This window comes from Isoptericola sp. NPDC060257, assembly GCF_042726645.1.
GTDB lineage: Bacteria > Actinomycetota > Actinomycetes > Actinomycetales > Cellulomonadaceae > Isoptericola > Isoptericola nanjingensis.
Map to the genome: position 1 here is coordinate 1 of NZ_JBHXAW010000009.1, position 24,009 is coordinate 24,009.

Sequence of the window (24,009 nt, forward strand, 5' to 3'; positions counted from 1 at the left end):
CCTCCGCCGATGAGCTGTATGTTGCCTGCCTGCTAGAGGTCATGCTCGCTAGAACCATCGACGGCGCCGTCGGGCTGCGGCGGAGCTTGGTGGGGGGCGCGAAGCTCGAGTACACGCGCCTACGAGCGGAAGCGGCAGCGGTGGGGCCATCAATGAGGCGTACCTCCAGCAAAATGGCATTGCCGCCGGAACTTGGGATCGCGCCGACGTCGTCTTGAACACACCCCTGCGGTGTTGAATTCTCCCGGAGGAGTTCTGACCTTCCCCTCTTTCGGCAATGCCCCGACTGCCGCCGGGATCGAGCAGAGCATCGGTCAAGGGGCCCGCCAGCGCGGCTGCCCAGAAGTCGGTGCAGCGTGGTGACGGTAATGGCCCGAACCTAGGGACGAAGGACGAAACAGCTAGCGGGCGCTTTGCTCAATGTCCGATTCCCTGGAACGGCGACGATCGGTTCGAGCTGCGCACCGCCAGTTCCCCGCGCGAGCTCGAGGTCGCCCTCGAGACTTACCTCGGCAAGGGTTTCGGTTCGTCGAGCACTTGGAGGATGTGGCGCCAAGCGTCATCGGAGACGAGCGCTCGTGCAGCTTGGCGGCCGCTTTGACACCGTCCACGAGTCGTGTAGTCTCGCCGGCCCGACCATCGGCCTAGCGCTTGTTCAGGAGGTAGGGCGATTCGCGGACTGAGTGCATCGCCACGGTGTCAAGGAAGACGGTGAGTGCGCGGGCTGGCCGCCATGTCGGTACTGCGGGGCGAACTCTCAAGCCAAGGTTGCGTCGGGTGAACCGGTGCTCTCGCTTCAGGTCGAAGCTATCGAGTCGTCGAAAACCCGGGTGCGATGCCACTGCGTGTAGGTCGCACCTGGGGGGCGTCCGTTGCGCGGGCTCATCACTCGAGGTCGGAGCTGTGGAGCCGTGAAGTAGGCCCGTGCAGCGGGGTTAGCGCCGATCGTACGTGCCAGCCTGGTGGAGACCTGGACGTCCAAATCGTCGGTGACTGTCATCATCCCGGCGTCGAACGCTGCGTCGTGGACGGGGCATGCTGCGAACCCGTTCGTTTCATCGAGACGTTCACGTGGCTTCGAGTCCCGCCATGGCTTGATGTGACTTGCACGGAGCAACGACGGGCGCGCGGAATCGTGCATGGCGAAGCCGCAGAACGCGCACTCGCGGGACCAGGCGTCGAGGACCGCGGTGGCGAACCGATGCTGTCCGACCCTCAGTGAGGCGAAGACAAGACGTTCCGTCACCTGTTCGTTGACACTGTCGTGAACCCATCGCTGAATCTCGCGCTCGACCACCGACTCGAGCGCCCCGCCGCCGAGCTCGTCCTGACCAAGGAGTTCCAAGTCGCGCCCGCCTTCAACGTCGAGGAAGTCGGGGAGCCTGGTGGCGGCGAGACCGGTCGCGCGCCCAGCAGCCATGATGACCCGATAGAGATTGACCATCGCGTCAAGGTTCGTCCGGAGGAAGGAGCCGACGACGAGGTCGCTGCTGGCGCCGCGTGATCGGGAACCGTCCAGGTTGTTCATCTTGGCGATGATGCTTGTCGATGGGCGCTTGAAGAGGGACGCGAGCGACTGCACCGGTTCCGGCGCGCGGTGGGCGCTGCCGCTGCCGAAGCGGGAATGCTCGACTACGAACATTCCTGCGAGGCAGAGGAGCGTCTCGACCGGCACAAACGGGACTTGACGTTTGCCGGCTGCAGGCCACGGACGCGCGAGGATCGACTGCCATTGCCGCCTTGCCTGAGCAGGCGTGAGGTCGTAGTAGTCCGCTTGTGTGAATGCCATCGACCACCTCCTGATGGGAGCTCAGCGTTCAGGGCAGGCGCCAGGGCTCACGGCTTCGAGGGGCAGTCGCGCGCCGGAGGCGTCCATCATCGCGGAGCTGCTGGGCGGCCCATCGGATGTCGTACTGCCAGGTGTAGAAAAGGTCCTCAGAAGCTCGAAGGTCAGACTCATGGAGCTGCCACACCACCTTGGAGACCTCGACGACCGTTCCCTGGCCGTTGAGCTGTTGGAGAGCTTCAAGTACCCACGATTGCAGTGCCTTCTTGTCCGCCATGCGCAGGAGCTTGGCAGCTCATAGACGCCAGCGCGAGCAGTGCCGGGCGTACCACCTTGGATCCACTTGCCCTGAGCGCGCCGGGATGCTCGGCACGATGCTGAAGGTGACCATCGTGTCACTTCTCTGGATCGGTAGGCTTGACGGGACACATGGCTGCAACGAGTCCGCAGCTCCGTTTCGAGTGGCACGCGAGTTGCACGACCGCTCGCAGCGTACGCAGAAACCGCGGAATCTCAACGATCCTGGACTTTGGCCTACATAATCAACTTCTGACCTGCCCGCGAACGTCCGGTAGTCACGCCCCCCGATCGTGAAGCCCGCTGTACAGGGGGCATCTGGTCCGCCTGCGCGATGAATCAAGCCGGACCACGCGAGGGCAGCTGAGGACTCCACCTGACGAGGTCCAGAGTTCGGACATGTCGGGGTGTTGTGAAACCAGCGACACGACGGGGTCGCGTGTGGCTGAATACACCCATGCCAGCGACCGCGTACTTGACCGGCCTGGGCCGGTACCTTCCCGGCGAACCGGTAGCCAACGAGGACGTGGCGCGCCGGCTCGGTGGTGTCGACAAGCGCACGGACGGCCTGCGCGCCCGCATCCAGCGCGCCAACGGCATCCGGCAGCGGTACTACGCGCTAGACGACGAGGGCCGCACCACCGAGCTGAACGAGGAGCTCGCCGTCCACGCGCTCGAGGACGCGCTGGCCGACCGGGGGATCGCCGCGTCCGACCTGGGCATGCTCGCCTGCGCGACGACGCAGGGCGACCTGCTGGTGCCGGGGTTCGCGTCGATGGTGCACGGGCGGCTCGGCGGCGGCCCCATGCAGACGCTGACGGCTTCGGGCGTGTGCGCGTCCAGCATCGCGGCGCTCGACGCGGCGGTGAGCAAGGTGCGGCTGGGCGACCACCCGAGGGCGGCAGTCGTGGGCTCGGAGCTGGCGAGCCGGTGGCTGCACCAGCGGCGGTTCGACGGCGTCGAGGACCACCTGGACGCGCACTTCCTGCGGTGGATGCTGTCCGACGGCGCGGGCGCTGCGATCGTGGAGTTCCAGCCGCGACCCGACAAGCCGTCGCTGCGCGTGGACTGGGTCCGCCAGGTGTCCCTGGCGCACGAGCACGAGGTCTGCATGCGTGCCGGCCTCGACGGCCCCACCGCGGTCGCCGGGCGGACCTGGCAGGACTACGACGACGTGGCCACCGCCGAGAAGGCCGGGCTGCTGCAGATCCGGCAGGAGACGGCCGTGCTCGACGAGCTCGCCGCGGCCGGGCTGGCGCAGTTCGAGGAGCTCGTGGACCGCGGCCTGATCGACCTCAAGAAGCTCGACCACGTGCTCTGCCACTACAGCACCAACGCCTTCCGCGACGTCGTCTTCGACGCGCTGAGCGCGCGCGTCCCCGGCATGGACACGAGCCGCTGGTTCTCCAACCTGGAGACCTGCGGCAACACCGGCGCCGCGAGCATCTTCATCGCGTTGGAGGAGGCGTGGCGCACCGGGCGCTTCGCGCCGGGCGACACGATCCTCCTCGCCGTCCCCGAGTCCGGACGGTTCTCGTTCGGGTTCGCCCACCTGACCGTCGTCGCACCGCGAAGGAGCACCAGATGACCAGCAGCGAGATCAGCACCCGGACCAGCACCGAGACCGTCGAGGGCTACCGCCCGCCGCAGCCGGACCGGGCCGGGCTGCTCGCCCGGCTCTCCGACGTCTGGACGGACTTCGAGGCCCGGCTGGCCGAGGTGCCGATCCTGCGGGCGCTCGACGACGGCGACGTGACGGTGGCGGACTACCAGCGCCTGCTGCACAACCTGCGCCAGCAGGTGGTCGACGGGTCGCTGTGGATCGCGCGGGCGGCGTCCAACTTCGACATGGACCACTTCGACCTCCGCTCGGCCGCCATCTCGCACGCGCTGGAGGAGCACCGCGACCACCTGCTCCTCGAGCGCGACTACGTCGCCGTCGGCGGCTCCCTCGAGGCGCTGCGCGCGGGCCGGAAGAACCTCGGCTCCCAGGCGCTGTCCGGCTACATGTTCCACGAGGCGAGCAAGCCGAACCCGGTCGGGTGCCTCGGCGCGATGTTCATCATCGAGGGGCTCGGCGCGCAGAAGGCCGGGGTGTGGGCCCGGCGGTTCCAGGAGGTGCTCGGGCTGGCGGACAACCAGGTGCACTTCATGGCCTACCACCAGGACGCCGACGCCGAGCACACCGGCACGCTCGACGCCATCCTCACGTCCGACCGGATCGACGACGACGCGGCCGACGCCATCGTCACCTGCGCGCGGGTGGTGGCCCGGCTCTACGTCATGCAGCTGACCGAGCTGGACGAGATCTGATGCCGGTGAGGTCCGACCCGAGCATGTGGGAGGCGATCTACGCCGACCCCTCGGTGCCGCTCGACAAGCCGCTGGTGCGGATGATCATCGAGGACCAGCAGCGCCCGTCCCGGCGGCTGCTGTACCCGATCGCGCGGATCGTCTCCCGGGTGCTGGTGGCCGTGCTCTCGGTCGTGAAGCGGGTGTTCCCCGGCCGGTGGATGACCCTCGCCACCATGGACGCGCTGTGCCTGTGGTTCCTGCGCAGGTTCGTGTCGCCGGACGCCGTCGAGCTGCTGATCCGCCACTTCGTGGTGGAGACCAACCTGGTGAACTTCATCATCCGCAACACCCCGGCCGCCATCGAGCCGGTCACGCTGCGCCCGACGACGCTGTCCGGGCTGGGGGACAACGCCGTCGTCGAGCACGACGTCAACGTCTACGACGTGCTCATCGCGCTCGAAGGGATCGACATCACGGCGCCCGAGCGCCTGAACTTCGCCCAGCTCGACGTGCCGGACCTCGACCCCGAACGCCGTCGCCCCCGCCTGCTGCGCCTCGACATCCAGACGGCCCTGTGCCTGATGAACATCCCGTTCTGCATCGCGCTGAACCTCGAGGAGTTCCGCCGCGCGATCCACTCGCTGCGCTTCGACGACTCCTTCCTGAGCATCCTCGCCGTCCTGACCGACGACGAGACGTTCGAGCACTGGAAGATGGGCGCCCTGAGCCTCTGGATGGACACGAACGTGGACGTCCCGCAGCTCGTCTACCGGCACGCGCTGGTCTGCGAGTACGCCCACGCCCACCTGGTCTCGATCGCGCGGCAGCGGGGCGAGGGGGAGTAGGCAGGGCGTGCACCCGGGCGCGTTGCTAGCGTCGCCGCATGTTCGACGGCTTCCGGCTGGACCGGGTGGAACTTCCCGAGGTGACGCTGCGGGTGCGGCACGGCGGCACGGGCACGCCGGTGGTGCTGCTGCACGGGCACCCCCGGACCCACACGACGTGGCACGCGGTGGCGCCGCTCCTCGCGCAGGAGCACACCGTGGTCTGCCCCGACCTGCGCGGCTACGGGAGGTCGACGCTGCCGCCCGACGCGCCGGACCACGCGCAGTCCAGCAAGCGGGCGATGGCGCGGGACGTCGTCGACCTGATGTCCGCGCTGGGCCACGACCGGTTCGCCGTGGTGGGCCACGACCGCGGGTCGCTGGTCGCCTTCCGCACCGCCATGGACCACCCGGAGCGGGTCACGCACCTCGTCGTCATGGACGGGCTGCCCGTGGTCGAGCACCTCGAACGGACGGACGCGCGGTTCGCCCGCGCCTGGTGGCACTGGTGGTTCCTCGCCCAGGACGACAAGCCCGCCGAGCGCGTCATCACCGCCGACCCCGACGCCTGGTACCGCACGCCGCCGCCGGAGGACATCGGACCCGGCAACCACGCCGACGTCTGGGAGGCGCTGCGGGACCCCGCCGTCGTGCACGGGATGTGCGAGGACTACCGCGCCGGTCTCGGCATCGACCGCCGCCACGACGAGGACGACCGCGCGGCCGGGCGCCGGGTCGGGTGCCCGACGCTCCTGCTCGAGTCGACCGGGGACGACCTGGACATCCACGGCGACCCGGCCGCCATCTGGGAGCCGTGGCTCGACCGGCCGCTGCGGCACCGCCAGATCGGGTCCGGTCACCACCAGGCCGAGGAGGCCCCGGACGAGGTGGCCGCCGCCCTGCGGGAGTTCCTCGCCGGCGCCGACGCCCCTGCCGTCTGACAGCGACGTCGGCACCGGCCCGCGAGGGCGGCGATGCGGTGCTACAGGGTCGCGGTGTCGATGACGAACCGGTAGCGCACGTCGCTGGACAGCACGCGCTCGTAGGCGTCGTTGATCTGGTCGGCGGCGATGAGCTCGGTCTCGGGCGCGATGCCGTGCTCGGCGCAGAAGTCGAGCATCTCCTGGGTCTCGGCGATGGAGCCGATGCTGGAGCCGGCGAACGACCGGCGGTTGTTGAACAGCGAGAACACCTGGATCGGCAGCGGCTCCGGCGGGGCGCCGACGTTGACCATGGTGCCGTCGAGGCGCAGCAGCCGCAGGTAGAGGTTCAGGTCGAGAGGCGCGCTGACGGTGTTGACGATGAGGTCGAACCGGTTCGCGAGCGCCTCGAACGTGGCGGCGTCGTCGGTGGCGTAGTAGTCGGTCGCGCCGAAGGCGAGGCCGTCGTCCTTCTTCGCCAGGGTGCGCGAGAGAACGGTGACCTCGGCGCCCATCGCCGCGGCGATCTTCACGGCCATGTGGCCGAGGCCGCCCATGCCGACGACCGCGACCCGCTTGCCGGGGCCGGCGTTCCAGTGCGCGAGGGGCGAGTAGGTGGTGATGCCCGCGCACAGCAGCGGCGCGGCGGCCGCGTAGTCGAGGGCGGCGGGGACACGCAGGACGAAGTCCTCGTCCACGACCACGTGCGTGGAGTAGCCGCCCTGGGTGATGCTCCCGTCGCGGTCCACGGCGGCATACGTGCCGGTGTTGCCCTGGAGGCAGTAGTTCTCCATGCCGGCGCGGCAGTTCTCGCACTCGCGGCACGAGTTGACCATGCAGCCGACGCCGACCCGGTCGCCGACGGCGTGCTTGGTGACGGCGGGGCCGACCTCGACGACCTCGCCGACGATCTCGTGGCCGACGACCTGGGGGTAGGTGATCGGGCCCCAGTCGCCGCGCACGGTGTGGATGTCGGAGTGGCAGATCCCCGCGTAGCGGATGGCGATCAGGACGTCCTTCGGGCCGACGTCGCGACGCTCGATGGTCGTGGGGACCAGCGGCTCGGTCGCGGACGGGGCGGCGTAGGCGTTGACGGTGCGCAAGAGAGTTCTCCTTCGTCAGTGGTGCGGCGCTCACAGTACGTGCCGCGGCCCGTCGCCGGGTGCGGCGCCAGGCACCGTCAGGCCCCCGCGGCAGCGAGCGTCTCCTGTGCCCGCTGCGGGCTGCCCTCCGCCAGCCCCCGGTCGATGGCGCGGCGGAACGCGAGCCACAGCACGACGCCGACGAGGCACACGAGGATCTCGGTGACGGTCAGTGCCCAGACGATGCCGGCGAGCCCGAACCAGAGGTTGCCGAGGATCACGATGGGGATGAACAGCACGCCCTGCGCCAGGGACATGACGATCGCGGGCGTGGCCCGGCCGGTGGCCTGGAAGAGCGAGGTGAGGAGGCCGGCGAAGCCGTTGGCGATCATCGCGACGAGCTGGGCGGTGAGGATGGTCGCGCCGATGGCGAGGACCGTGGGATCGGAGACGAACACGGAGAACACCTGGTCGCGGAACAGGATCACGACGGCGGAGAACAGGACCCCCACGCCGCCGACGGTGAGCGCGGACGTGCGCAGCGCCGCGGTCAGGCGTCCGCGGTCGCCCTTGCCGTAGGCGTAGGCGAGCAGCGGCAGGACGCCGAGGGTGACGCCCATGAGGAGGAACTCGGGGACCTGGGCGATGCGGACGGCGACGCCCATGGCGGCGAGCGGGCCGTCGCCGTAGGCCGCGGCGAGGTTGTTCAGCACCAGCGAGGTGACGATGAGGAAGGACGCCTGGAGCAGCTCGCCGACGCCGACGCCGAAGACGGGCTTGAGCACGGCGGGGGAGAGGGTGAACCAGCGCGGGGCGACGCTCAGGTGCTCGCTGTGCCGGGTGAGCCAGACGGCGAAGTACGCGACGACGGCGAGGTTCGACAGGCCGGTGGCGACGGCGACGCCCGCGACGCCCCAGTGCAGCCCGAGGATGAACACGGCGTCGAGCACCAGGTTGAGGACGGTCGAGCCGATCAGCCCGAGCATCACCTGGCGTGACGCCCCCTCGGCCCGCACGAGCTGCTCCAGGCAGAACGCCGCGGTCAGCACGGGCACGAAGAGGAGCATGACGGCGACGTACGTGCCCGTCGCCGCGGCGGTCGCGGCGTCGGCGCCCAGCAGTGCGACGAGCGGCTGGAGGAACACCAGCCCCAGGGCGCCGAGCACGGCGCCGGTGATCACCGCGCCCCAGACGGCGAAGGACGAGACGTGCTTGACCTTCGCGGCCTCGGCGGGGTCGCGCTCGGCCGCGCCGAGCAGGCGGGAGATGAGCGACCCGCCGCCGACGCCGAACACGCCGCCCACGGCCATGACCAGGCCCAGGATCGGGGTGCCGAGCGTGACGGCGGCGAGCAGCGCGTTGTCGTGCAGCGAACCGACGAAGCCCGCGTTGATGACGTTGTAGACGGCGCCGACGATCATCGCGGCGGCCATCGGCACGCACAGGTGCACGAGGGCGCGGACGATCGGGGCGGAGGAGAGGTACCAGCGGTTGGTGCCGACGGCGTCGGCCGCGGCCGCGGCCGTGGTGGTGGTGTCGGGGGAGGTGGGATCGGGGGTGGTGAGGTCGGTGGTGCTCATGGCTGCTGCTCCGTCTCGGGCAGGCCTCGGCGCACGCCGACGGACGCCGGCGCGGCGGGGGGAAGGAGTGAGGGGTGGGCTCTGAGAGGGGGAGCCGGTCGTGCGCGGCGCGGCGGCGCCGGGCGGGTCAGTCCCGGGTGGGCTGCGGCAGCTCCGAGACGATCTTGGTCAGGAGGGCTCGCAGGGTCTCTCGTTCGGCGGCGTCCAACGGGGCGAGGATCGTCTCGTCGGCCGCGGCGATCGCGTCGGAGAATCCGGCGACGAGCTGCGCGCCGTCAGGGGTCGCGTGGACGCGCTTCACGCGCGCGTTGCCGGGCTCGGGCCGGCGTTCGACGAGGCCGCGGCGCTCGAGTCCCTGCAGGAGGCTCGTGACGCTCGCCGCGCTCGTGCGGCTCACCTCGGCGATGTCGCGCTGGATCGCGCCGGGGTTCTGGACCAGGTAACCGAGCACGAAGGCCTGCTCGTGGCTGAGCTCGCGCTCGCGGATCCAGTCCTCGGCCGCCTTGCGCTGGGCCCATCCGATCCAACGGACGAGCTCCAGGCTGCTGGTGGGCACGGGCTGCTCGGTCATGAGTAGAAATCTAACCGTTAGAACCCTAAGTGTCAACGAGGGGCAGGCGACGTCGCCCGGCGCGGCGGACGGAGCGGCGTCGTGCCGGCGGCGTCAGGACGGGACGGTGGGGTTGAACAGGGCCGCGACGACGTCGACGGCGCGGTCCGCGGGCCGGTCGACGTCGACCACGACGCCGGTCTCGTCGGCGCCCAGCGGCTCGAGCGTGGCGAGCTGCGAGTCCAGGAGCGCGGGCGGCATGAAGTGGTCCGCGCGCGCGGCGATCCGCCGCGCGAGCAGGTCGCGGTCGCCGTGTAGGTGGACGAACAGGACGCCGCCGCCCGCGCCGTCGCGCAGGGCGTCGCGGTACGACCGGCGCAGGGCCGAGCAGGCCATGACGACAGGGCTGCCCGCATCGGCCCCGGCCCGCAGCACCTCCGCGACGCGGGCGAGCCAGGGGAGCCGGTCGTCGTCGGTCAGCGGGGTCCCCGCCGACATCTTGGCGACGTTCGACGGCGGGTGCAGGTCGTCGGCGTCCACGAACTGCAGGCCCAGGCGGGCGGCGAGCAGGCCGCCCACCGTCGACTTGCCGCAGCCCGCGACGCCCATGACGACGACGCCGCGCAGGTCGTCGACGCGGACCGGGCCCACGTCAGTAGCCCGTGGCCGGGTCGACGACGGCGTCGAGCGGCTCGCCCGCGACGAACCGGCGGAGGTTCTCCTCGACCCGCGCGCGCAGCAGCGGCGCGACCATCTCCGGGGTGTCCGCGGTGTGCGGGGTGATCAGCGCGGTCGGCAGGTCCCACAGCGGGTGGCCGTCGGGCAGGGGCTCCGGATCGGTGACGTCGAGCGCCGCGCCACCGAGACGGCCCGAGGCCAGCGCCGCCACGAGGGCGTCGGTGTCCACGAGCCCGCCGCGCGCGATGTTGACGAGGACGGCGCCGGGCTTCATGGCGGCCAGCTCGTCCGCGCCCAGCAGCGCCCGGGTCTGCGTGGTCAGCGCCGCGGCCACCATGACGACGTCGGCCCGGGCGAGCTCGGCCGCCAGGTGGTCCGTGGTGACGGTGCGCTCGGCGCCGGGCACCGGCTCGGCCCGACGGCGGACCACGACGGTGCGCGTGCCGAACGGCGCCAGGAGGTCGAGGTACGTGCGGGCGATGCCGCCGGCGCCGAGGACGAGCACGTCGGCCCCGAACAGCGACGTCCCGGCGGACCTGCCCCACGAGCGGGCGCGGGCGCGCTCCGGCAGGTGCCGGAGCGTCGCCAGGGTCAGCGCGAGGGCGTGCTCGGCCACGGGGCGGGCGAAGGAGCCCTTCGCGGAGGTCCAGGTGATGCCGGGCGCCTCCAGCAGCCCGGCGTCGGCGTACGCGTCGACCCCGGCCGACGGGAGCTGGACCCAGCGGGTCCCGGGCGCGGACGCCAGCGCCGACCGCAGGACGGCGAGGTCGCCGCCGAACCAGAGCAGGCCCTCCGTCTCCGGGCCCGGCGCGACCAGCCGGCCGCCGGCCGCCTCCACGGCGTCCGGCAGCCAGCCGGGCAGGTCCGAGCCGGGGTGCGCGACGCTGACGCCGGGGCCCGCCGTCGGGCCGCTCATGCCGCGACCCGCGCGACGCCGTCCGCGGCCTGCGCGCGGGCGCCGCCCACGACCTCGACCGACCAGCCCGCCCCGAGCGCCGACTCGACGACGACCTCGTCACCGTCGCGCCGGACGGTGAACGCCACGGCCTCGCCGTCGGCGCCGTCGACCTCGACGCTCCGCGTCCAGCCGACGGCTCCGGGGAGCACGAGCAGCGTCAGCCCGTCGAGGTGGTCGGCGTCCGGGCGCTCCTCGTGGGCGCTGAGCGGGACGACGCCGCCGGCGCGGACGTAGACCGGTAGGGAGTCGAAGCCGTGGTTCTCCCGCACCCAGCGGCCGCCGGCGACGCGCTCGCCGGTGAGGAGGCCGGCCCACTCGCCGTCGGGCAGGTAGAGGTCGACGTCGCCCTCGGCGTTGAACACCGGCGCCACGAGCAGGTCGGACCCGAGCATGTACTGGCGGTCCAGGTGCGGCACCGCGGGGTCGTCGGGGAACTCCAGCAGCATGGGCCGCATCATCGGCGTGCCCGACCGGTGCGCCTCGTGCCCGGTGGCGACGAGGTACGGCGCGAGCCGGTTCTTGAACCGCGCGAACGTGCGGGTCACGGCGACGGCGCTCGTCGGGTCGGACTCGTCCTCGCCGAACATCCACGGGACGCGGTAGGACCCGCTGCCGTGCATGCGGCTGTGGCTGGAGAACAGGCCGAACGCCGTCCAGCGCTTGAACACGCCGGCGTCCGGCGTCATCTCGAAGCCGCCGATGTCGTGGCTCCAGTACCCGAACCCGCTGTACGCGAGCGACAGGCCGCCGCGCAGCGACTCGGCCATCGACACGTACGACGCCGTGGAGTCGCCGCCCCAGTGCACCGGGAACTGCTGCCCACCAGCGGTGGCCGACCGGGCGAACAGCACGGCCTCGCCCGCGCCGCGCGCCTCAGCGAGCACCTCGTGCACCGCCTCGTTGTACAGGTGCGTGTAGTAGTTGTGCATCCGCTCCGGGTCGGAGCCGTCGAAGTACTCGACGTCCACCGGGATCCGCTCGCCGAAGTCGGTCTTGAACGCGTCGACGCCCTGGCGCACCAGCACGCGCAGCTTGTCCTTGTACCAGGAGGCGGCGTCCGGGTTCGTGAAGTCGACGAGGCCCATGCCGCCCTGCCAGCGGTCCCACTGCCAGACCGACCCGTCCCGGCGCTTCACCAGGTAGCCGGCCGCCATGCCCTCGTCGAAGAGGGTCGACTGCTGGGCGATGTACGGGTTGATCCACACGCACACCCGCAGGTCGCGGTCGTGCAGCCGGGCCAGCATGCCCTCCGGGTCCGGGAAGGTCCGCTCGTCCCACTCGAAGTCGCACCAGTTGAACTCGCGCATCCAGAAGCAGTCGAAGTGGAACAGGCTCAGCGGGATGTCCCGCTCCGCCATCCCGTCGATGAACGAGTTGACCGTGGCCTCGTCGTAGTCGGTCGTGAAGCTCGTGGACAGCCACAGCCCGTAGCTCCAGGCGGGGATCTCGGCGGGCCGGCCCGTGAGGGCGGTGTAGCGCTCGAGGATCGTCTTCGGGTCGGGACCGTAGACCACGAAGTAGTCCAGCGCCTCGCCGAGCACAGAGAACTGCACGCGCTCGACGGCCTCCGAGCCCACCTCGAACGAGACGTGACCGGGGTCGTTGACGAAGACGCCGTACCCGCCCGTGGTGAGGTAGAACGGCACGTTCTTGTACGCCTGTTCGCTGGACGTGCCGCCGTCGTAGTTCCAGATGTCGACGGTCTGGCCGTTCTTCACCACCGGACCGAAGCGCTCGCCCAGGCCGTAGACGAGCTCGCCCACGCCCAGGTCGAGCTGGTCGAACACGTAGCTGGTGCGCCCGTCGCGGTGCAGCTCGATCGGGCCGTGGTCGACCGAGGCGTCGGGGGCGACGTCGGCCCACGCGGCCGACTTGCCGCTCGACCCGGTGAGGCGGCGCCCGCCGGCGTGGAACGACAGCTCCCAGGACTTCCCGGCAGACAGCTGCACGCTGAGGTCGCCGGTGGTGAGCGTGCCCTGGCCGTCGACGACCTTCGCCTCGCCGACGCCGTCGAGCAGGTCCAGCTCGAAGCGGCGGGGCTCCTGGCGGCCCTTGTGGTGGACGTGCTGCACCCGCACGACGTTCTCCATCGGCGACGACACCGTCGTCGTGATGACCGGGTTGTTCAGGGTGTCGCCGCGGTGCCGCACGACCTTGGTCGGCGCGACGGACCGCAGGCTCGCGCCGTCGGCGGCGACCCGGTCCACCTCGCGGGCGTAGTGGATCGCGACGCCGGGGCGGGCGTGCCAGAAACCGTCGGTGAACTTCATGGGGGAGGGCCTTCCGTGGTGCGGGTGGTGCGGGGCGCGCCGGCCGGTCTCAGCGGGCGTCGGCGGTGGAGCCGACGAGCCGGAGCGTGCCGGGCAGGAGGTCGTGGGTGGGGGCCGCGGACGTGTCGGCGAGGCGGTCGACGAGGTCCTGGACGCTGCGGGCGCCGAGCTCGGCGCCGGGCGCGACGACCGCGCTGACGGCGGGGTCCGCCGTGGCCAGGTCCGCCGCGGAGGTCGCGAGCGCGAGGACGGAGACGTCGTCGGGGACGGCGCGCCCGGCCGCGACGAGCCCGTTCACGAAGCCGGACAGCGCCGCCTCGTTGAGGACGAGGACGGCCGTGACGTCGGGGTGGTCGGCGACCAGGGCGGTGGCGGCCTGCCGGCCCGAGCGCGGGTCCTGGCCGCCGCGGACGACGATCGGGTCGAGGCCGCGGCGGGCCGCCTCGGCCTCGTAGGCCTGCGCGGTGCGTACGACCGGCCCGTACCCCGACCACGCGGGGCCGGAGGGGCCGCCCGGCTCGCCGAGGAACAGCGCGACCCGGCGGTGGCCGAGGTCGGTGAGGTGGTCGAGCCCGGTGGCGACCATGCCGGCGAAGTCCATGTCGACGTACGACAGCCCGGTCGTGTCCTCGGTCCGGCCGATCAGCCCGAAGGGCACCTCGCGCTCGGCGAGCAGCGCGACGCGCGGGTCGTCGGCGGTGACCTCCATCAGCAGGACGCCGTCGACGAGCCCGCCGGACAGGTAGTCGTCGAGCTGGGCGACGTCGTCGACCGGCCAGAGCACGACGTTGAAGCCCCGCTCGGTCGCGGCGCTCGCGGCCGCGGTGACGATGCTCAGCGCGGTGCTGCCGAGGCGGTGCTGCAGGGCGGGGAAGACCAGCGCCACGATGTGGCTGCGGCGGCTCGCCAGGGCCCGGGCGAGCACGTTGCGGCGGTACCCCAGGTCGGCCATCGCGTCCTCGACGCGGGTGCGCGTCGCCGGGGCCACGCGCTTGGTCCCGTTGACGACGAACGACACGGTCGTCAGGGAGACGCCGGCCCGGTCGGCCACGTCCTGCATGGTCACCACGGGCACTCCTCAGGTCGGGAATCAGGTCGGGCACCGGGCTCGGGAACGGTGCTGCGGATCGATGATCACACAGCCGGGCGAGATTGGTAAAGCGCTTTGACAGTCTCGCCGGGTCGTGCCTAACCTCGCCGTCACGTGAACCGAGCGAAGGAGCTACGACTGTGCGACGAACCCACACCGCCGTCGGCGCGGCGTCGGCCGCCGTCGTCGTCCTGGGGCTGTCAGCCTGCAGCGGCGGTGCCCGTGCGGACGACGGCACGCTGGTCGTGACCGACACGCTGTCCGACACCAGCGCGCCCGTCTACCAGGAGGTCTACGACGCCTGCGCCGCCGAGGTCGGGATGAAGGTGCAGGCCAACCACGTGGCAGGCTCCGGGCTCATCGCGACCGTCCTGCAGCAGGCGTCGTCGGACACGCTCCCCGACGTCCTCATGCTCGACAACCCCGACGTGCAGCAGATCGCGTCGTCCGGCGCGCTCAGCCCGCTGACCGACTACGGCATCACGGGCGACGGGTTCCCGCAGGGCGTCGTCGACGCGGGCACCTACGACGGCGACCTGTGCGGCATCGCGCCGGTCGTCAACACGGTCGGCCTGTTCTACGACGTCGACGCGCTCGCCGAGGCGGGGATCGAGCCGCCCACCACCTGGGACGAGCTGCGCGCGGCCGCCGAGGCGCTGACCACCGACGGGCGCTACGGCCTCGCGTTCAGCGCCGCCAACACCTTCGAGGGCACCTGGCAGTTCCTGCCCTACCTGTGGAGCAACGGGGCGGACGAGGACGACCTCACGTCGCCCCAGGCGGTCGAGGCGCTCTCGTTCGTCAACGGCCTCGTGCAGGACGGGTACGCGTCGTCGAGCGTCGTCAACTGGTCGCAGAACGACGTCAACGACCAGTTCATCGCGGGCAAGGCCGCGATGATGGTCAACGGGCCGTGGAACATGCCCGCGCTCGAGGCGGCCGACGGGCTCGACTACGCCGCCGTCCCGCTGCCCGTCCCGGAGGCGGGGGACACGCTCGAGGCGCCGCTCGGCGGCGAGGCGTTCACCGTCCCGCGCACCGGGAACCCCGAGAAGATGGCGAAGGCCGGCGACTTCGTCGCGTGCGTGACCCGCGGCGAGCACCAGCTCGCGATGGCGACCGGCCGCGGCGCCGTCCCGTCGGACACCGAGGTCGCCGCGGAGGCGGCCGCCGAGAACCCGGTCGTGGCGACGTTCGTCGACACCGTGCAGACCGCCCGGTCGCGCACCGCGCTGCTCGGGCCGGACTGGCCCGGCGCCGCCACCCAGATCTACACCGCCCAGCAGCTCGCGCTGACCGGGAGCGAGCCTCCCGCGGAAGCCCTCGAGCGGGCGACGGAGCACTGATGCGCACGCTCACGTCGCGCGCGTCGTCACCGAGGAAGGATCGACGATGACCACCACCCTCGCCGGCCCGGCGTCCGTCGTCGCGCCCGGTCGCGGCGCCGACCGTCGGCGCAGCCGCGCCCGGATGCGCGAGCGGACCGCCCAGTGGCTGTTCCTCGTGCCCGCGATCGCGTACGTGCTCGTGTTCTTCGGGTACCCGATCGTCAAGAACCTCGTGATGGGGTCGCAGGACTACACCGTGCGGACCTTCGTCTCGGGCGAGGCGCCGTGGGTCGGGCTCGACAACTACGTCGAGGTCGTCACGAGCGGCCTGTTCCGCACCACGGTGCTGAACACCGCGCTGTTCACGCTCGGCTCGATCGTCGGCCAGTTCGTCATCGGGCTGCTGTTCGCTCTGTTCTTCAAGCGGCGGTTCCCGCTGGGGAACGTGCTGCGGTCACTTCTCCTGCTGCCCTGGCTGCTGCCGATGATCGCGGGCACCGCGGTGTGGAAGTGGATCCTCGACCAGGACGGCGGCATCCTCAACGAGGCGCTGGGCTCGATCGGCATCGCGCCGGTCCACTGGCTCACCAGCCCCGACGTCGCGCTCGTGGCCGTCGTCCTGGTGAACGTCTGGGTGGGCATCCCGTTCAACATGACGCTGCTGTACTCCGGGCTGCAGAACATCCCCGACGAGCTCTACGAGGCCGGCGCCCTGGACGGCGCCACCGGCGCCAAGGCGTTCTGGCACATCACCTGGCCCAACCTGCGGCCCGTGGTCAGCGTCGTCCTCGTGCTCGGCGTGATCTACACCCTGAAGGTGCTCGACATCATCCTGGGCCTCACCGGCGGCGGACCCGCCAACGCGACCCAGACCCTGGCCACCGACTCCTACCGGCGCTCGTTCCAGGAGTTCTCCTTCGGCACCGGCGCCGCGGTCAGCAACATCCTCATCGTGGTGTCGCTGCTGTTCGCCGTCGTGTACCTGCGCGTCAACAAGCGCGCCGTGGATGAGTGAGGTTCATCGTGAATCAGACGACCGACGCCCGGAAGCTGCGGTACACGATCGTCGGGATCGTGCTCCTCGCGGTCATGCTGTTCCCCGTCTACTGGATGGTCAACGTGTCCCTCCAGGGTGGAGGCACGGCGGCGAACAGCTCGTTCTTCCCGACGAACGTCACGTTCGAGGGCTACCAGCGGGCGTGGGAGGACCAGACGGGCAACCTCGTCACCAGCATGATCGTGGCCCTCGGCGCGGTGCTCGTGTCGCTGGTGGTCGCCACGCCCGCCGCCTACGCGCTGTCGCGGTTCCGCCTGCGCGGCATGGGGATCTTCCTGTTCGTGCTGCTCCTGGCACAGATGATCCCCGGCATCGTCATCGCGAACTCGCTCTACACGCTGTTCAACGACCTGGGCCTGCTCAACACGTACGTCGGGCTGATCCTCGCGAACGCCACCCACGGCATCCCGTTCGCCATCCTCATCATGAGCGCGTTCATGCGGTCCATCCCGCCCGCGCTCACCGAGGCGGCGCGCGTCGACGGCGCCGGCCACTTCCGCGCGTTCTGGTCGATCATCGTGCCCGTGAGCAAGAACTCGCTCATCACCGCCGGGCTGTTCAGCTTCCTCTTCGCGTGGAGCGACTTCATGTTCGGCCTCACCCTCACCACGGGTGCGGACATCAAGCCCATCACCCTCGGCATCTACGACTACCTGCAGGGCAACGTCCAGAGCTGGGGGCCCGTCATGGCGAGCGCCGTCATCTCCTCCGTGCCGGCGATCGTGCTCCTCGTCCTCGCGCAGCGGTACATCGCCGCCGGCGCGCTCGGCGGCGCGGTGAAGTGAGCCGTCCGGACGGAGCTCCCGTGGGCGTTTCGCCCGGTCGCGGATGAACGTGGCCAGGCCAGGCCAGGCCAGGACGCAGTGCGATCTAACGGCGCCGCAGCGTCGCGGTGAGGCTCGCGCCGTACGCCTCGTGCGTGCGCGCCCGGACCTCGGTGCCGCCCGGCACCCGGCGTACCTCGACGCCGTCGTCCGCAGCGACGACGTCGAGGCGCCGGCCCCGGACCGTCACCGTGACGGCGTCGCGCCGCATCGTCGGGTCGGACAGCGCGAGGGTCACGCCGTCGTCGTCCTCGCGCACGAGGACCGACGCCGGGCCGTCGACCACCAGGTTCCGGATGTGGGCGCGGCCCCGGAACACGGTGGCGGCCGTGAGCCCGAGGCCGGAGTGACGCACGGCCTGCACGCGCTCGTCGTTGGCGAGCACGTCCAGCGGGCCGCGCCGCCCGTAGCCGGCGAGCTGTTCGGCGGTCGCGCCGGGCACGATCGCGTACGCGATCGGCGACGGCTGCGCCGCGTGCTCGACGGCGGCCGTGAACACGCGCTTCGTCACCGCGGTGTCGGGGTTCGACGTCCGGACCGTGCGGCGGCTGCGGGTCACGTCCTCGAGCGTCACGCGCACGGGCTCGGAGTCGAGGACGGCGTACCCGACCGCTACGCCCTGCCCGGGGTTGTCCCACCGCAGCCACGCGAGCGTCGCGGCGCCGTCCGACGGCGACCATGGGCCGCCGTCGGTGCGGGCGCCCGTCACGACGACCCCGTCGCCGGGCGCGGCGATGCGGGAGTCGAGCGTCGTGACGACGGCGCGGCCGTGCTCGTCGCGGATGCCCGCGGCGAGGACGACGACCTCGTCGTCGAGCAGGAACCACGACTTCACCGCGCGGGCGTTCGCGTAGGCGACGAAGTCGTCCGGCAGGACGCCGGCCTGCGCGTCGAGCCAGGGGACGTCGTCCGACAGCACCATGCCGGCGGCGCCGTACGTGCCCAGCGTCGCGCCGCCGGAGAAGGCGTTCGTGCCGCGCGGGAAGTAGACGTAGGTGTTCTGCGACTCCGACGACGAGGTGAACCCGAGCGGGTGGCCGGGGTTCTCGTACCAGGCCTGCCCGTACAGCTCGGGGATCGACTGCCGCTCCTCGACGGGCACGGTGGTGCCCGGCAGGCGGTACGGCGAGACGGTGGTGTAGAAGTCGACGCCGAACGCCTGCGTGTGGTCCTGGCCGGCGAGGTAGAGATAGTGGGCCCCGTCGCCCTGGAACCACGGCCGGAGGTTCTCGCCGCTCATGTACTCGTACCGGCTGATGCGGTCCGAGCTGCGCGCCAGCGCGAACGTGTACCCGGGGCGGCGGTGCACGGTGCGGTCCATCGCGTTGAGGGCGACGGAGCGCTCCGGCGGGTTGAGGTCCGCGACGGGGGCTCCCGCCTCGGCGAGGAGGTCGGCGTACCTCACGGCGCTCACCGGCGAGACGAACCGGGCGGGGTCCGGCGGCGTGGGCGACGCCGTCGCGAGGTGGCGGACGTACGCGCCGAGGGCGGTCGCGTTCTCGGCGCTCGTGTAGCCGCCGAGGTCGACGGCGGCCTCGAGCACCGTGGCGACGTCGGCGTACCCGGTGCCGGTGCGCGACACCGCCCGGCCCTTGACGATCTCCATCATCCAGCCGTCGACGATGACGGGTGCGAAACCGTCGCGGACCCAGCCGTGGACGACGTCGGGCAGCTCGGTGCCGCCGGCGGCGGAGGTGCCGTCGAGCAGCTTGATGGTCTGCACGACGCGGGTCAGCAGCGTGCGCCCGTACGACCCGGTGTAGGCCACCGAGTGGTGCTGGATGAACGACCCGTCGGCGTAGTAGCCGTCGGTGTTGCCGTGCTGGATGTCGTACGGGTCGATCGTCGCGAACACCGTCGACTGGTCCGCGATCGCCTTGGCGACGCGGGCGTCGTCGCCGGTGACGGCGCCCTGCAGCACGCGGTTGGTCGTGATGTCGGCGAGGTTTGCGCCGGTGTGGAAGCGCGAGTCGAGGTCGACGTCGCCGTCCTTGCCGTGACGCAGGTAGGCGTCCATGGAGGCGACGTACCGCGGGATCAGGGCGGGGCGTTCCGCTGCGATGAGGTCGGTGAGGAGGGCGAACGTCTTGCTGACGCTCGCGGGGATGCCGATCTCCCAGGTGAACCAGTTGCCGTAGTAGCCGGTCGCCTGGTCGCCGAAGTGGTGCGCGTGCAGCCACTCGAGCCCGTCGAGCACGCGGCGCCGGACCGTCGTGCTGCCGACGAGGTCGGAGGCGTAGCCGGGGGTGCTGGTGGCCAGGGCGATCTCGTACAGCCGGAGGAACGAGGTGCTGAGGTTCGGGTCGCTGGTGCCGAGCGGGACGCCGGCGAACAGCTCGCCGGGCCCCGCGCCGTCCAGACCGGCGAGGTGCGAGCGCGCGGCGGAGTGGATCGCGGCGAGCCTCGCCGCGGCCTCCGGCCGGCTGTTCGATGCCGCCGTGCCGGCGAAGATCGCGCGGGCGTTCGCCAGGAGACGAGGGTGGTCCGTGGGGGTGGCCGCGCGGGCGCGTAGCGGCGCAGCGATCGCCAGGAAGGCCCCGGCGGGCACCATGGCGAGGACCTGGCGGCGAGTCGGCTCCGGCATGACGAACTCCCTTGTTCGACGATGTCGATATCCAACCAAGATGGCGCGCGCGGGGGCAAGAGTTTCCCCGCCCTGGCCGACCGGCAGTCGGAGAGTGGTGCGGTCCCGGCTCAGCAGACGTCGTTGCCGGCGAGGTCCTCGCAGACGAGGCGGGTGCGCGCCTCGGTGACCGTGGCGGGGCCGGTGGTGCTCGTCGTCGAGATGGTGCCCGGGATGTCGGTCCAGTCGCTGGTGCCCTGGACGCGGAAGCGGCCCTGCCAGGTGGTGGTGAGCGAGACGGTGACGCCGTCGCGGTAGACGTTGCCCTTGTCGTCCACGGCAGTGCCCGCGTTCTCGCCAGGCGTGCCGAGCTGGCTGTAGGTGTGCCCGACCCACGACTGGTCAGGGGTGGCGTCGCCCTCGTGCCACGGGCGACCGGGGGAGGTCGTCGTCAGCGTGCTGCCGGTGGGCGAGTACGGGTCGTCGAAGTCCCACGTGTACTCGGTGGGCTCCGCGCGCAGGACGACGGGCACGCCGAGCAGCGTGACCGTGCGATCCTGCGGCGCCGCGGTGGTGTACGCGGGGTAGTGGACGTTGACCACCATCGGCGGGTTGCCCTGCACCGTCGCTTCCGGCGCCTGGATCTTCATGGTCTTGAACTCGCGCTGTGCCTGGCGTGCGAGGTCCGCGGGGGAGACGCACTCGTCCTCGGAGAGCTGCTCGGCGTCGTCGTAGGTGCCGTTCTCCCGGACTCGCTGCACCCAGAGCGCATCGAGGGCGTACTCGCCGTCCTCGCACGGAGTCGTGATCTCCACGACGTCCGTGCCTTCCGGGCATGCACCCGGTGCTGTGACGATGCCGCTGAGGGAATCCAGGTCTTCACCCAGCGTCCCGCACGTCACCGCGTCAGTGCGGGCGTAGCGGTCCTTCGGCTCGTTGTTCGCGGGTTCGCGGCCGTCGGCCGTCTCCACCCAACCCTGACCGTGACTCTCGACGGTGTATTCGTTGTCATTATCGTTGGAGCGACTGTCGTAGTCGGCGTTCGGCACACCCGACGCAAGTGCTGCAATCAGGACGATCACCACTGACAAGCTGAGCATCACGACTCCGGAATATCGGGCACGCCGACAATGGCCCAGCGGCCGTCGCTTTGAGTGGTCTCAACCCGTGCTGTACTCGTCTGGGCCTTTTGCTCGAAGACGACAGTTCCCTTGGTGTCAGTGATGGTCGACCGGGCCTCCTTGATCTCAACATCGATCGGCCAGATCCCCGTGGTCGCATCTTGTTCGTATGTGTGCAAGATCCGGATGCGCGCCTCGCCGCCCTCGAATGTATCGCCGCGCTCTTCGATGAGTTTCGCCTGCTCAAGACGATTTGTGCAGTACTCGCAACTCTCTTGCGACATTGCCTCCCACTCGGCAGTGTCTCCGGTCTTCATGATGTACGGGTCGAGCTCGAGAAAGTACACCGCCGCCGCCTCAGCGCCGGCGGGGCCGTCGTCGTCCATCTCCTTCGGCCGCTCGGGTGCGACGACGACGGCGGTGGCGCTGGGCGACGGGGACGCGGAGGGGCTCTCGCTGGCGGCGGTGGTCTCGGGAGACGGCGTCGCGGGCGGGTCGTCGTCGCAGCCGGCGACGAGGAGCGCAGCGGCAGCGGCGATGGAGGTGGCGGCGAGAATGGCCCGGCTGCGGGTCATGACGGGGCTCCCTGTCGGCGGTGACGTCGCGGTCACTGTAGGGCAGATCGTCATGTGGTTGCCTGAGCGTCTGTGGATATCGCGACCGTGCAGGTGGCGGTGGGGACGACGCTCGTCGACCGCGAGACCGGCTCCGGCGACAGTCGCGCCGAGGTGGGTACGCACGGGCCCCTGGGGGGTGAAACCTGGCGCGGACGGTGCGTGCGCCGGGCCCCGGACGGACGATCCAGAGGAGGGGGCTTGTCGCGGGAGAGGGACTGCGGTGCGAGTCCTGGTGGTGGGTGCGGGGATCGGCGGCCTGGCAGCGGCGGTGGCCCTGATCGATCGGGGGCATGACGTCGAGGTCGTCGAGCGCGCGGAGTCGCCGCGCGAGACCGGTGCGGCGTTCATCCTCTGGAGCGGCGGGACGGCGGTGCTCCACGACATCGGGATCTCGCTCGACGGGCTCGGGACACGGCTCGAGGTCCTCGAGAACCGCGGCTGGGACGGTCGCCGGCTCGGACGCATCCGGGTCGGCGCTGCGACCCGCCGATTCGGCTCGCCGCAGGTCTGCGTGCGGCGCCGCGACGTGGTCCGGCGGCTCGCGGCCCGGCTGCCGGACGGCGTGGTCGAGTACGGGAAGAAGGCCGTCGCCGTGACCCAGGACGGCGGCGGTGCGGGCGTCAGGCTCGAGGACGGCACCAGCCGGACGGGGGACGTCGTGGTGGGGGCGGACGGCGGGCGGTCGGTGGTGCGGCGCGACCTGCACGGATCGGCGGAGCCGCGCGCCACGGGCTGGGTCACCTGGCAGGGGATGCTGACGGCGCGGGCCGACGCGGACATCACCGGCACCGGGCTGTTCGTCGTCGGCCCCGAGGGGCTCGTCGGTATGTTCGACGCCGGCGACCATCAGGTCCAGTGGTGGTTCGACCACCCATGGCGCCCGGACGAGCCGCGGCCGCGCTCGGTCGTCGCGGACCTGGCGGGCCGCTTCGGACACTGGGCCGAACCGGTGCCGGGTCTCCTCGCCAGGGTCGACGACGCCACCATCGGCTTCTACCCCCACTACGGCCACGACGTGGCCCGTGAGTGGGGGCGCGGACGGGTCACGCTGCTCGGCGACGCGGCGCACCTCATGCCACCGACCGCCGGCCAGGGGGCGAACCAAGCACTCGAGGACGCCTGGGTCCTGGCACGCGCGCTGGACCACGCGCAGGACGTGCCGGCCGCGCTGCGCGACTACGAGCGCCGTCGTGCGCGCCGGGCGCGTCTCGCCTCCAGGGTGGCGATGCGCGAACGAGCCAACCAGTACCGGCCTCGACAGGCACGGATGCTCCCCGATCCGGTGGCGACAGCGCTCTTCGTCCGATGGCTCGGGCTCCTGAGCGACCGGCTCGCCGCAGGGCCCGTCGACGGGGCTGCCGGAGCCTCGCCAGCATGACCACGCCCGACGCGACGGCCCCCGACACCGCCGCAGGCCCGCGCGTGCTGCGTCCGCTGGCAGTGGTGCTCGGCATCTTCTGGAGCGTGCTGTTCTTCGGGATCATCGACCTGACCAGCTACTTCGACGGCCCGGAATGGGTCCCGATGAGCCTCCTCGCGACCGGCTGGGGCCTCATGTTCACGGTCATGGTGGCCGCCCCTCTCCTGGCCGCCGGGATCTGGCCGAGCCTCGGTGACGTCGCCGCGCTCCAACTCGTCCTCGGCGGGCTGGCGATCGCGGTCGCGGCCGCGCTCAGCGGGACGCCCGCCCACCTGATCGTCGCGGCGGGCGTCGCCGGGTCTGCCGCCGCTGTGGCCGTTCCGGTGCGACGGCCGCCGACGGTCCCTCGACCGCACCTCCGCGACTGGTGGCCGGGGGCGTGGGCCGCCGTCGGGGCCTGGGCATGGGCCGGCTACGCCGGGATGGCCGTCGCCGCCACCTGGCGAGGGCTCGCCGACGACGTCACGGTGGGCTTCCAGCACTGGCCGGTCCAGGCCGCGCTGCCCCTCGCACTGTCCCTCGTCGCGGGGCTCGCGGCCATCCACCCGGCGGGCTGGGCGCTCCCGACGACGTGCGTCGCGGTCTGCGCGGCATGGCTCGGGGCGGTGTCGGTCATCCGACCCGAGGTGCTGGGGAGCCTGGGCGCGGTCTGGGGCGTGGCGGCCGCCGTGTGGGGCGTCGGGCTGGTGGTCGCAACGTGGATCACGGCGCCGCGAGGCGGGCGCCAGGCCTCTGTGGAGTGATCCGCC

General features: G+C 71.5%; 21 protein-coding genes. 9 read left to right on the forward strand and 12 right to left on the reverse strand.

The window, feature by feature from the left end; translation table 11 throughout:
- Positions 1 to 796: 796 nt before the first annotated feature.
- Together ACFWEK_RS01555 and ACFWEK_RS01560 are read right to left on the reverse strand one after the other, a co-directional pair.
- Positions 797 to 1,789 carry an HNH endonuclease gene (locus tag ACFWEK_RS01555; protein ID WP_430552855.1) on the reverse strand — a complete coding sequence of 331 codons (993 nt, stop codon included), beginning with the start codon at positions 1,787 to 1,789 and terminating at the stop codon, positions 797 to 799.
- A 28-nt stretch (positions 1,790 to 1,817) separates the two neighbouring features.
- A complete protein-coding gene (locus tag ACFWEK_RS01560; RefSeq protein WP_430552856.1) occupies positions 1,818 to 2,063 on the reverse strand; it encodes a hypothetical protein in 246 nt (81 codons plus the stop codon).
- Positions 2,064 to 2,540: 477 nt separating this feature from the next.
- On the opposite strand from ACFWEK_RS01560, the gene ACFWEK_RS01565 reads away from it, so the two are divergent.
- The 4 genes from ACFWEK_RS01565 to ACFWEK_RS01580 are packed head-to-tail and all read left to right on the forward strand — an operon-like array spanning position 2,541 to position 6,143.
- On the forward strand, positions 2,541 to 3,671 hold the full coding sequence (locus ACFWEK_RS01565) for a 3-oxoacyl-[acyl-carrier-protein] synthase III C-terminal domain-containing protein (RefSeq protein WP_430552857.1): 1,131 nt from the start codon (positions 2,541 to 2,543) through the stop codon (positions 3,669 to 3,671).
- A complete protein-coding gene (locus ACFWEK_RS01570; protein ID WP_430552858.1) occupies positions 3,668 to 4,396 on the forward strand; it encodes an iron-containing redox enzyme family protein in 729 nt (242 codons plus the stop codon). The genes ACFWEK_RS01565 and ACFWEK_RS01570 overlap by 4 nt, the downstream gene beginning before the upstream one ends.
- On the forward strand, positions 4,396 to 5,223 hold the full coding sequence (locus ACFWEK_RS01575) for a DUF6999 family protein (RefSeq protein ID WP_430545755.1): 828 nt from the start codon (positions 4,396 to 4,398) through the stop codon (positions 5,221 to 5,223). The genes ACFWEK_RS01570 and ACFWEK_RS01575 overlap by 1 nt, the downstream gene beginning before the upstream one ends.
- Positions 5,224 to 5,261: 38 nt before the next feature.
- Complete coding sequence (locus tag ACFWEK_RS01580; protein ID WP_430552859.1) at positions 5,262 to 6,143, forward strand: alpha/beta fold hydrolase; 882 nt, start codon at positions 5,262 to 5,264, stop codon at positions 6,141 to 6,143.
- Between the two features lie 41 nt (positions 6,144 to 6,184).
- On the opposite strand, the gene ACFWEK_RS01585 is transcribed toward ACFWEK_RS01580, so the two are convergent.
- From ACFWEK_RS01585 to ACFWEK_RS01615, 7 genes are all read right to left on the reverse strand, one after another.
- Positions 6,185 to 7,225 carry an NAD(P)-dependent alcohol dehydrogenase gene (locus ACFWEK_RS01585; RefSeq protein WP_430552860.1) on the reverse strand — a complete coding sequence of 347 codons (1,041 nt, stop codon included), beginning with the start codon at positions 7,223 to 7,225 and terminating at the stop codon, positions 6,185 to 6,187.
- Positions 7,226 to 7,302: 77 nt separating this feature from the next.
- Complete coding sequence (locus ACFWEK_RS01590) at positions 7,303 to 8,784, reverse strand: MATE family efflux transporter (protein ID WP_430552861.1); 1,482 nt, start codon at positions 8,782 to 8,784, stop codon at positions 7,303 to 7,305.
- A gap of 127 nt (positions 8,785 to 8,911) precedes the next feature.
- Positions 8,912 to 9,355: a MarR family winged helix-turn-helix transcriptional regulator gene (locus ACFWEK_RS01595; RefSeq protein ID WP_430545751.1), complete on the reverse strand. Its 444-nt coding sequence runs from the start codon at positions 9,353 to 9,355 to the stop codon at positions 8,912 to 8,914.
- A gap of 93 nt (positions 9,356 to 9,448) precedes the next feature.
- The gene (locus ACFWEK_RS01600) at positions 9,449 to 9,985 is read right to left on the reverse strand and encodes a gluconokinase (RefSeq protein WP_430552862.1); all 537 of its coding nucleotides are present in this window, start codon (positions 9,983 to 9,985) and stop codon (positions 9,449 to 9,451) included.
- 1 nt (position 9,986) lies between these two features.
- Positions 9,987 to 10,928 carry a D-isomer specific 2-hydroxyacid dehydrogenase family protein gene (locus ACFWEK_RS01605; protein ID WP_430552863.1) on the reverse strand — a complete coding sequence of 314 codons (942 nt, stop codon included), beginning with the start codon at positions 10,926 to 10,928 and terminating at the stop codon, positions 9,987 to 9,989.
- Complete coding sequence (yicI, locus tag ACFWEK_RS01610) at positions 10,925 to 13,240, reverse strand: alpha-xylosidase (protein ID WP_430552864.1); 2,316 nt, start codon at positions 13,238 to 13,240, stop codon at positions 10,925 to 10,927. Before yicI ends, ACFWEK_RS01605 begins: the two co-directional genes overlap by 4 nt.
- 49 nt (positions 13,241 to 13,289) lie before the next feature.
- On the reverse strand, positions 13,290 to 14,300 hold the full coding sequence (locus ACFWEK_RS01615; RefSeq protein WP_430552880.1) for a LacI family DNA-binding transcriptional regulator: 1,011 nt from the start codon (positions 14,298 to 14,300) through the stop codon (positions 13,290 to 13,292).
- 170 nt (positions 14,301 to 14,470) lie between these two features.
- Here ACFWEK_RS01615 and ACFWEK_RS01620 point away from each other — a divergent pair, with 170 nt between their 5' ends.
- The 3 genes from ACFWEK_RS01620 (at position 14,471) to ACFWEK_RS01630 (ending at position 17,500) form a co-directional block, all read left to right on the forward strand.
- Positions 14,471 to 15,676, forward strand: coding sequence for an extracellular solute-binding protein (locus tag ACFWEK_RS01620; protein WP_430552865.1), 1,206 nt, complete (start codon positions 14,471 to 14,473; stop codon positions 15,674 to 15,676).
- 46 nt (positions 15,677 to 15,722) lie between these two features.
- Complete coding sequence (locus ACFWEK_RS01625; RefSeq protein ID WP_430552866.1) at positions 15,723 to 16,673, forward strand: carbohydrate ABC transporter permease; 951 nt, start codon at positions 15,723 to 15,725, stop codon at positions 16,671 to 16,673.
- A gap of 74 nt (positions 16,674 to 16,747) precedes the next feature.
- Complete coding sequence (locus tag ACFWEK_RS01630) at positions 16,748 to 17,500, forward strand: carbohydrate ABC transporter permease (RefSeq protein ID WP_430552881.1); 753 nt, start codon at positions 16,748 to 16,750, stop codon at positions 17,498 to 17,500.
- A gap of 85 nt (positions 17,501 to 17,585) precedes the next feature.
- Here the strand turns inward: ACFWEK_RS01630 and ACFWEK_RS01635 are convergent, their stop codons facing one another.
- From ACFWEK_RS01635 to ACFWEK_RS01645, 3 genes are all read right to left on the reverse strand, one after another.
- Positions 17,586 to 20,123 carry a polysaccharide lyase family 8 super-sandwich domain-containing protein gene (locus tag ACFWEK_RS01635; protein ID WP_430552867.1) on the reverse strand — a complete coding sequence of 846 codons (2,538 nt, stop codon included), beginning with the start codon at positions 20,121 to 20,123 and terminating at the stop codon, positions 17,586 to 17,588.
- Between the two features lie 110 nt (positions 20,124 to 20,233).
- Positions 20,234 to 21,205 carry a hypothetical protein gene (locus ACFWEK_RS01640; protein WP_430552868.1) on the reverse strand — a complete coding sequence of 324 codons (972 nt, stop codon included), beginning with the start codon at positions 21,203 to 21,205 and terminating at the stop codon, positions 20,234 to 20,236.
- The gene (locus tag ACFWEK_RS01645) at positions 21,202 to 21,798 is read right to left on the reverse strand and encodes a DUF6318 family protein (protein WP_430552869.1); all 597 of its coding nucleotides are present in this window, start codon (positions 21,796 to 21,798) and stop codon (positions 21,202 to 21,204) included. Before ACFWEK_RS01645 ends, ACFWEK_RS01640 begins: the two co-directional genes overlap by 4 nt.
- Positions 21,799 to 22,060: 262 nt before the next feature.
- On the opposite strand from ACFWEK_RS01645, the gene ACFWEK_RS01650 reads away from it, so the two are divergent.
- Together ACFWEK_RS01650 and ACFWEK_RS01655 are read left to right on the forward strand one after the other, a co-directional pair.
- Positions 22,061 to 23,218, forward strand: a complete 1,158-nt coding sequence (locus ACFWEK_RS01650; RefSeq protein ID WP_430552870.1) for an FAD-dependent monooxygenase — start codon at positions 22,061 to 22,063, stop codon at positions 23,216 to 23,218.
- The gene (locus ACFWEK_RS01655) at positions 23,215 to 24,003 is read left to right on the forward strand and encodes a hypothetical protein (RefSeq protein ID WP_430545741.1); all 789 of its coding nucleotides are present in this window, start codon (positions 23,215 to 23,217) and stop codon (positions 24,001 to 24,003) included. The genes ACFWEK_RS01650 and ACFWEK_RS01655 overlap by 4 nt, the downstream gene beginning before the upstream one ends.
- Positions 24,004 to 24,009: the final 6 nt, after the last annotated feature.

What these genes read in the sequence shown, in the direction of transcription:
- ACFWEK_RS01555 (WP_430552855.1), bottom strand. Translation starts at nt 1,789, where the DNA reads ATGGCATTCACACAAGCGGACTACTACGACCTCACGCCTGCTCAGGCA.
- ACFWEK_RS01560 (WP_430552856.1), bottom strand. Translation starts at nt 2,063, where the DNA reads ATGGCGGACAAGAAGGCACTGCAATCGTGGGTACTTGAAGCTCTCCAA.
- ACFWEK_RS01565 (WP_430552857.1), top strand. Translation starts at nt 2,541, where the DNA reads ATGCCAGCGACCGCGTACTTGACCGGCCTGGGCCGGTACCTTCCCGGC.
- ACFWEK_RS01570 (WP_430552858.1), top strand. Translation starts at nt 3,668, where the DNA reads ATGACCAGCAGCGAGATCAGCACCCGGACCAGCACCGAGACCGTCGAG.
- ACFWEK_RS01575 (WP_430545755.1), top strand. Translation starts at nt 4,396, where the DNA reads ATGCCGGTGAGGTCCGACCCGAGCATGTGGGAGGCGATCTACGCCGAC.
- ACFWEK_RS01580 (WP_430552859.1), top strand. Translation starts at nt 5,262, where the DNA reads ATGTTCGACGGCTTCCGGCTGGACCGGGTGGAACTTCCCGAGGTGACG.
- ACFWEK_RS01590 (WP_430552861.1), bottom strand. Translation starts at nt 8,784, where the DNA reads ATGAGCACCACCGACCTCACCACCCCCGATCCCACCTCCCCCGACACC.
- ACFWEK_RS01595 (WP_430545751.1), bottom strand. Translation starts at nt 9,355, where the DNA reads ATGACCGAGCAGCCCGTGCCCACCAGCAGCCTGGAGCTCGTCCGTTGG.
- ACFWEK_RS01605 (WP_430552863.1), bottom strand. Translation starts at nt 10,928, where the DNA reads ATGAGCGGCCCGACGGCGGGCCCCGGCGTCAGCGTCGCGCACCCCGGC.
- yicI (WP_430552864.1), bottom strand. Translation starts at nt 13,240, where the DNA reads ATGAAGTTCACCGACGGTTTCTGGCACGCCCGCCCCGGCGTCGCGATC.
- ACFWEK_RS01615 (WP_430552880.1), bottom strand. Translation starts at nt 14,300, where the DNA reads ATGCAGGACGTGGCCGACCGGGCCGGCGTCTCCCTGACGACCGTGTCG.
- ACFWEK_RS01625 (WP_430552866.1), top strand. Translation starts at nt 15,723, where the DNA reads ATGACCACCACCCTCGCCGGCCCGGCGTCCGTCGTCGCGCCCGGTCGC.
- ACFWEK_RS01630 (WP_430552881.1), top strand. Translation starts at nt 16,748, where the DNA reads ATGCTGTTCCCCGTCTACTGGATGGTCAACGTGTCCCTCCAGGGTGGA.
- ACFWEK_RS01635 (WP_430552867.1), bottom strand. Translation starts at nt 20,123, where the DNA reads ATGCCGGAGCCGACTCGCCGCCAGGTCCTCGCCATGGTGCCCGCCGGG.
- ACFWEK_RS01645 (WP_430552869.1), bottom strand. Translation starts at nt 21,798, where the DNA reads ATGACCCGCAGCCGGGCCATTCTCGCCGCCACCTCCATCGCCGCTGCC.
- ACFWEK_RS01655 (WP_430545741.1), top strand. Translation starts at nt 23,215, where the DNA reads ATGACCACGCCCGACGCGACGGCCCCCGACACCGCCGCAGGCCCGCGC.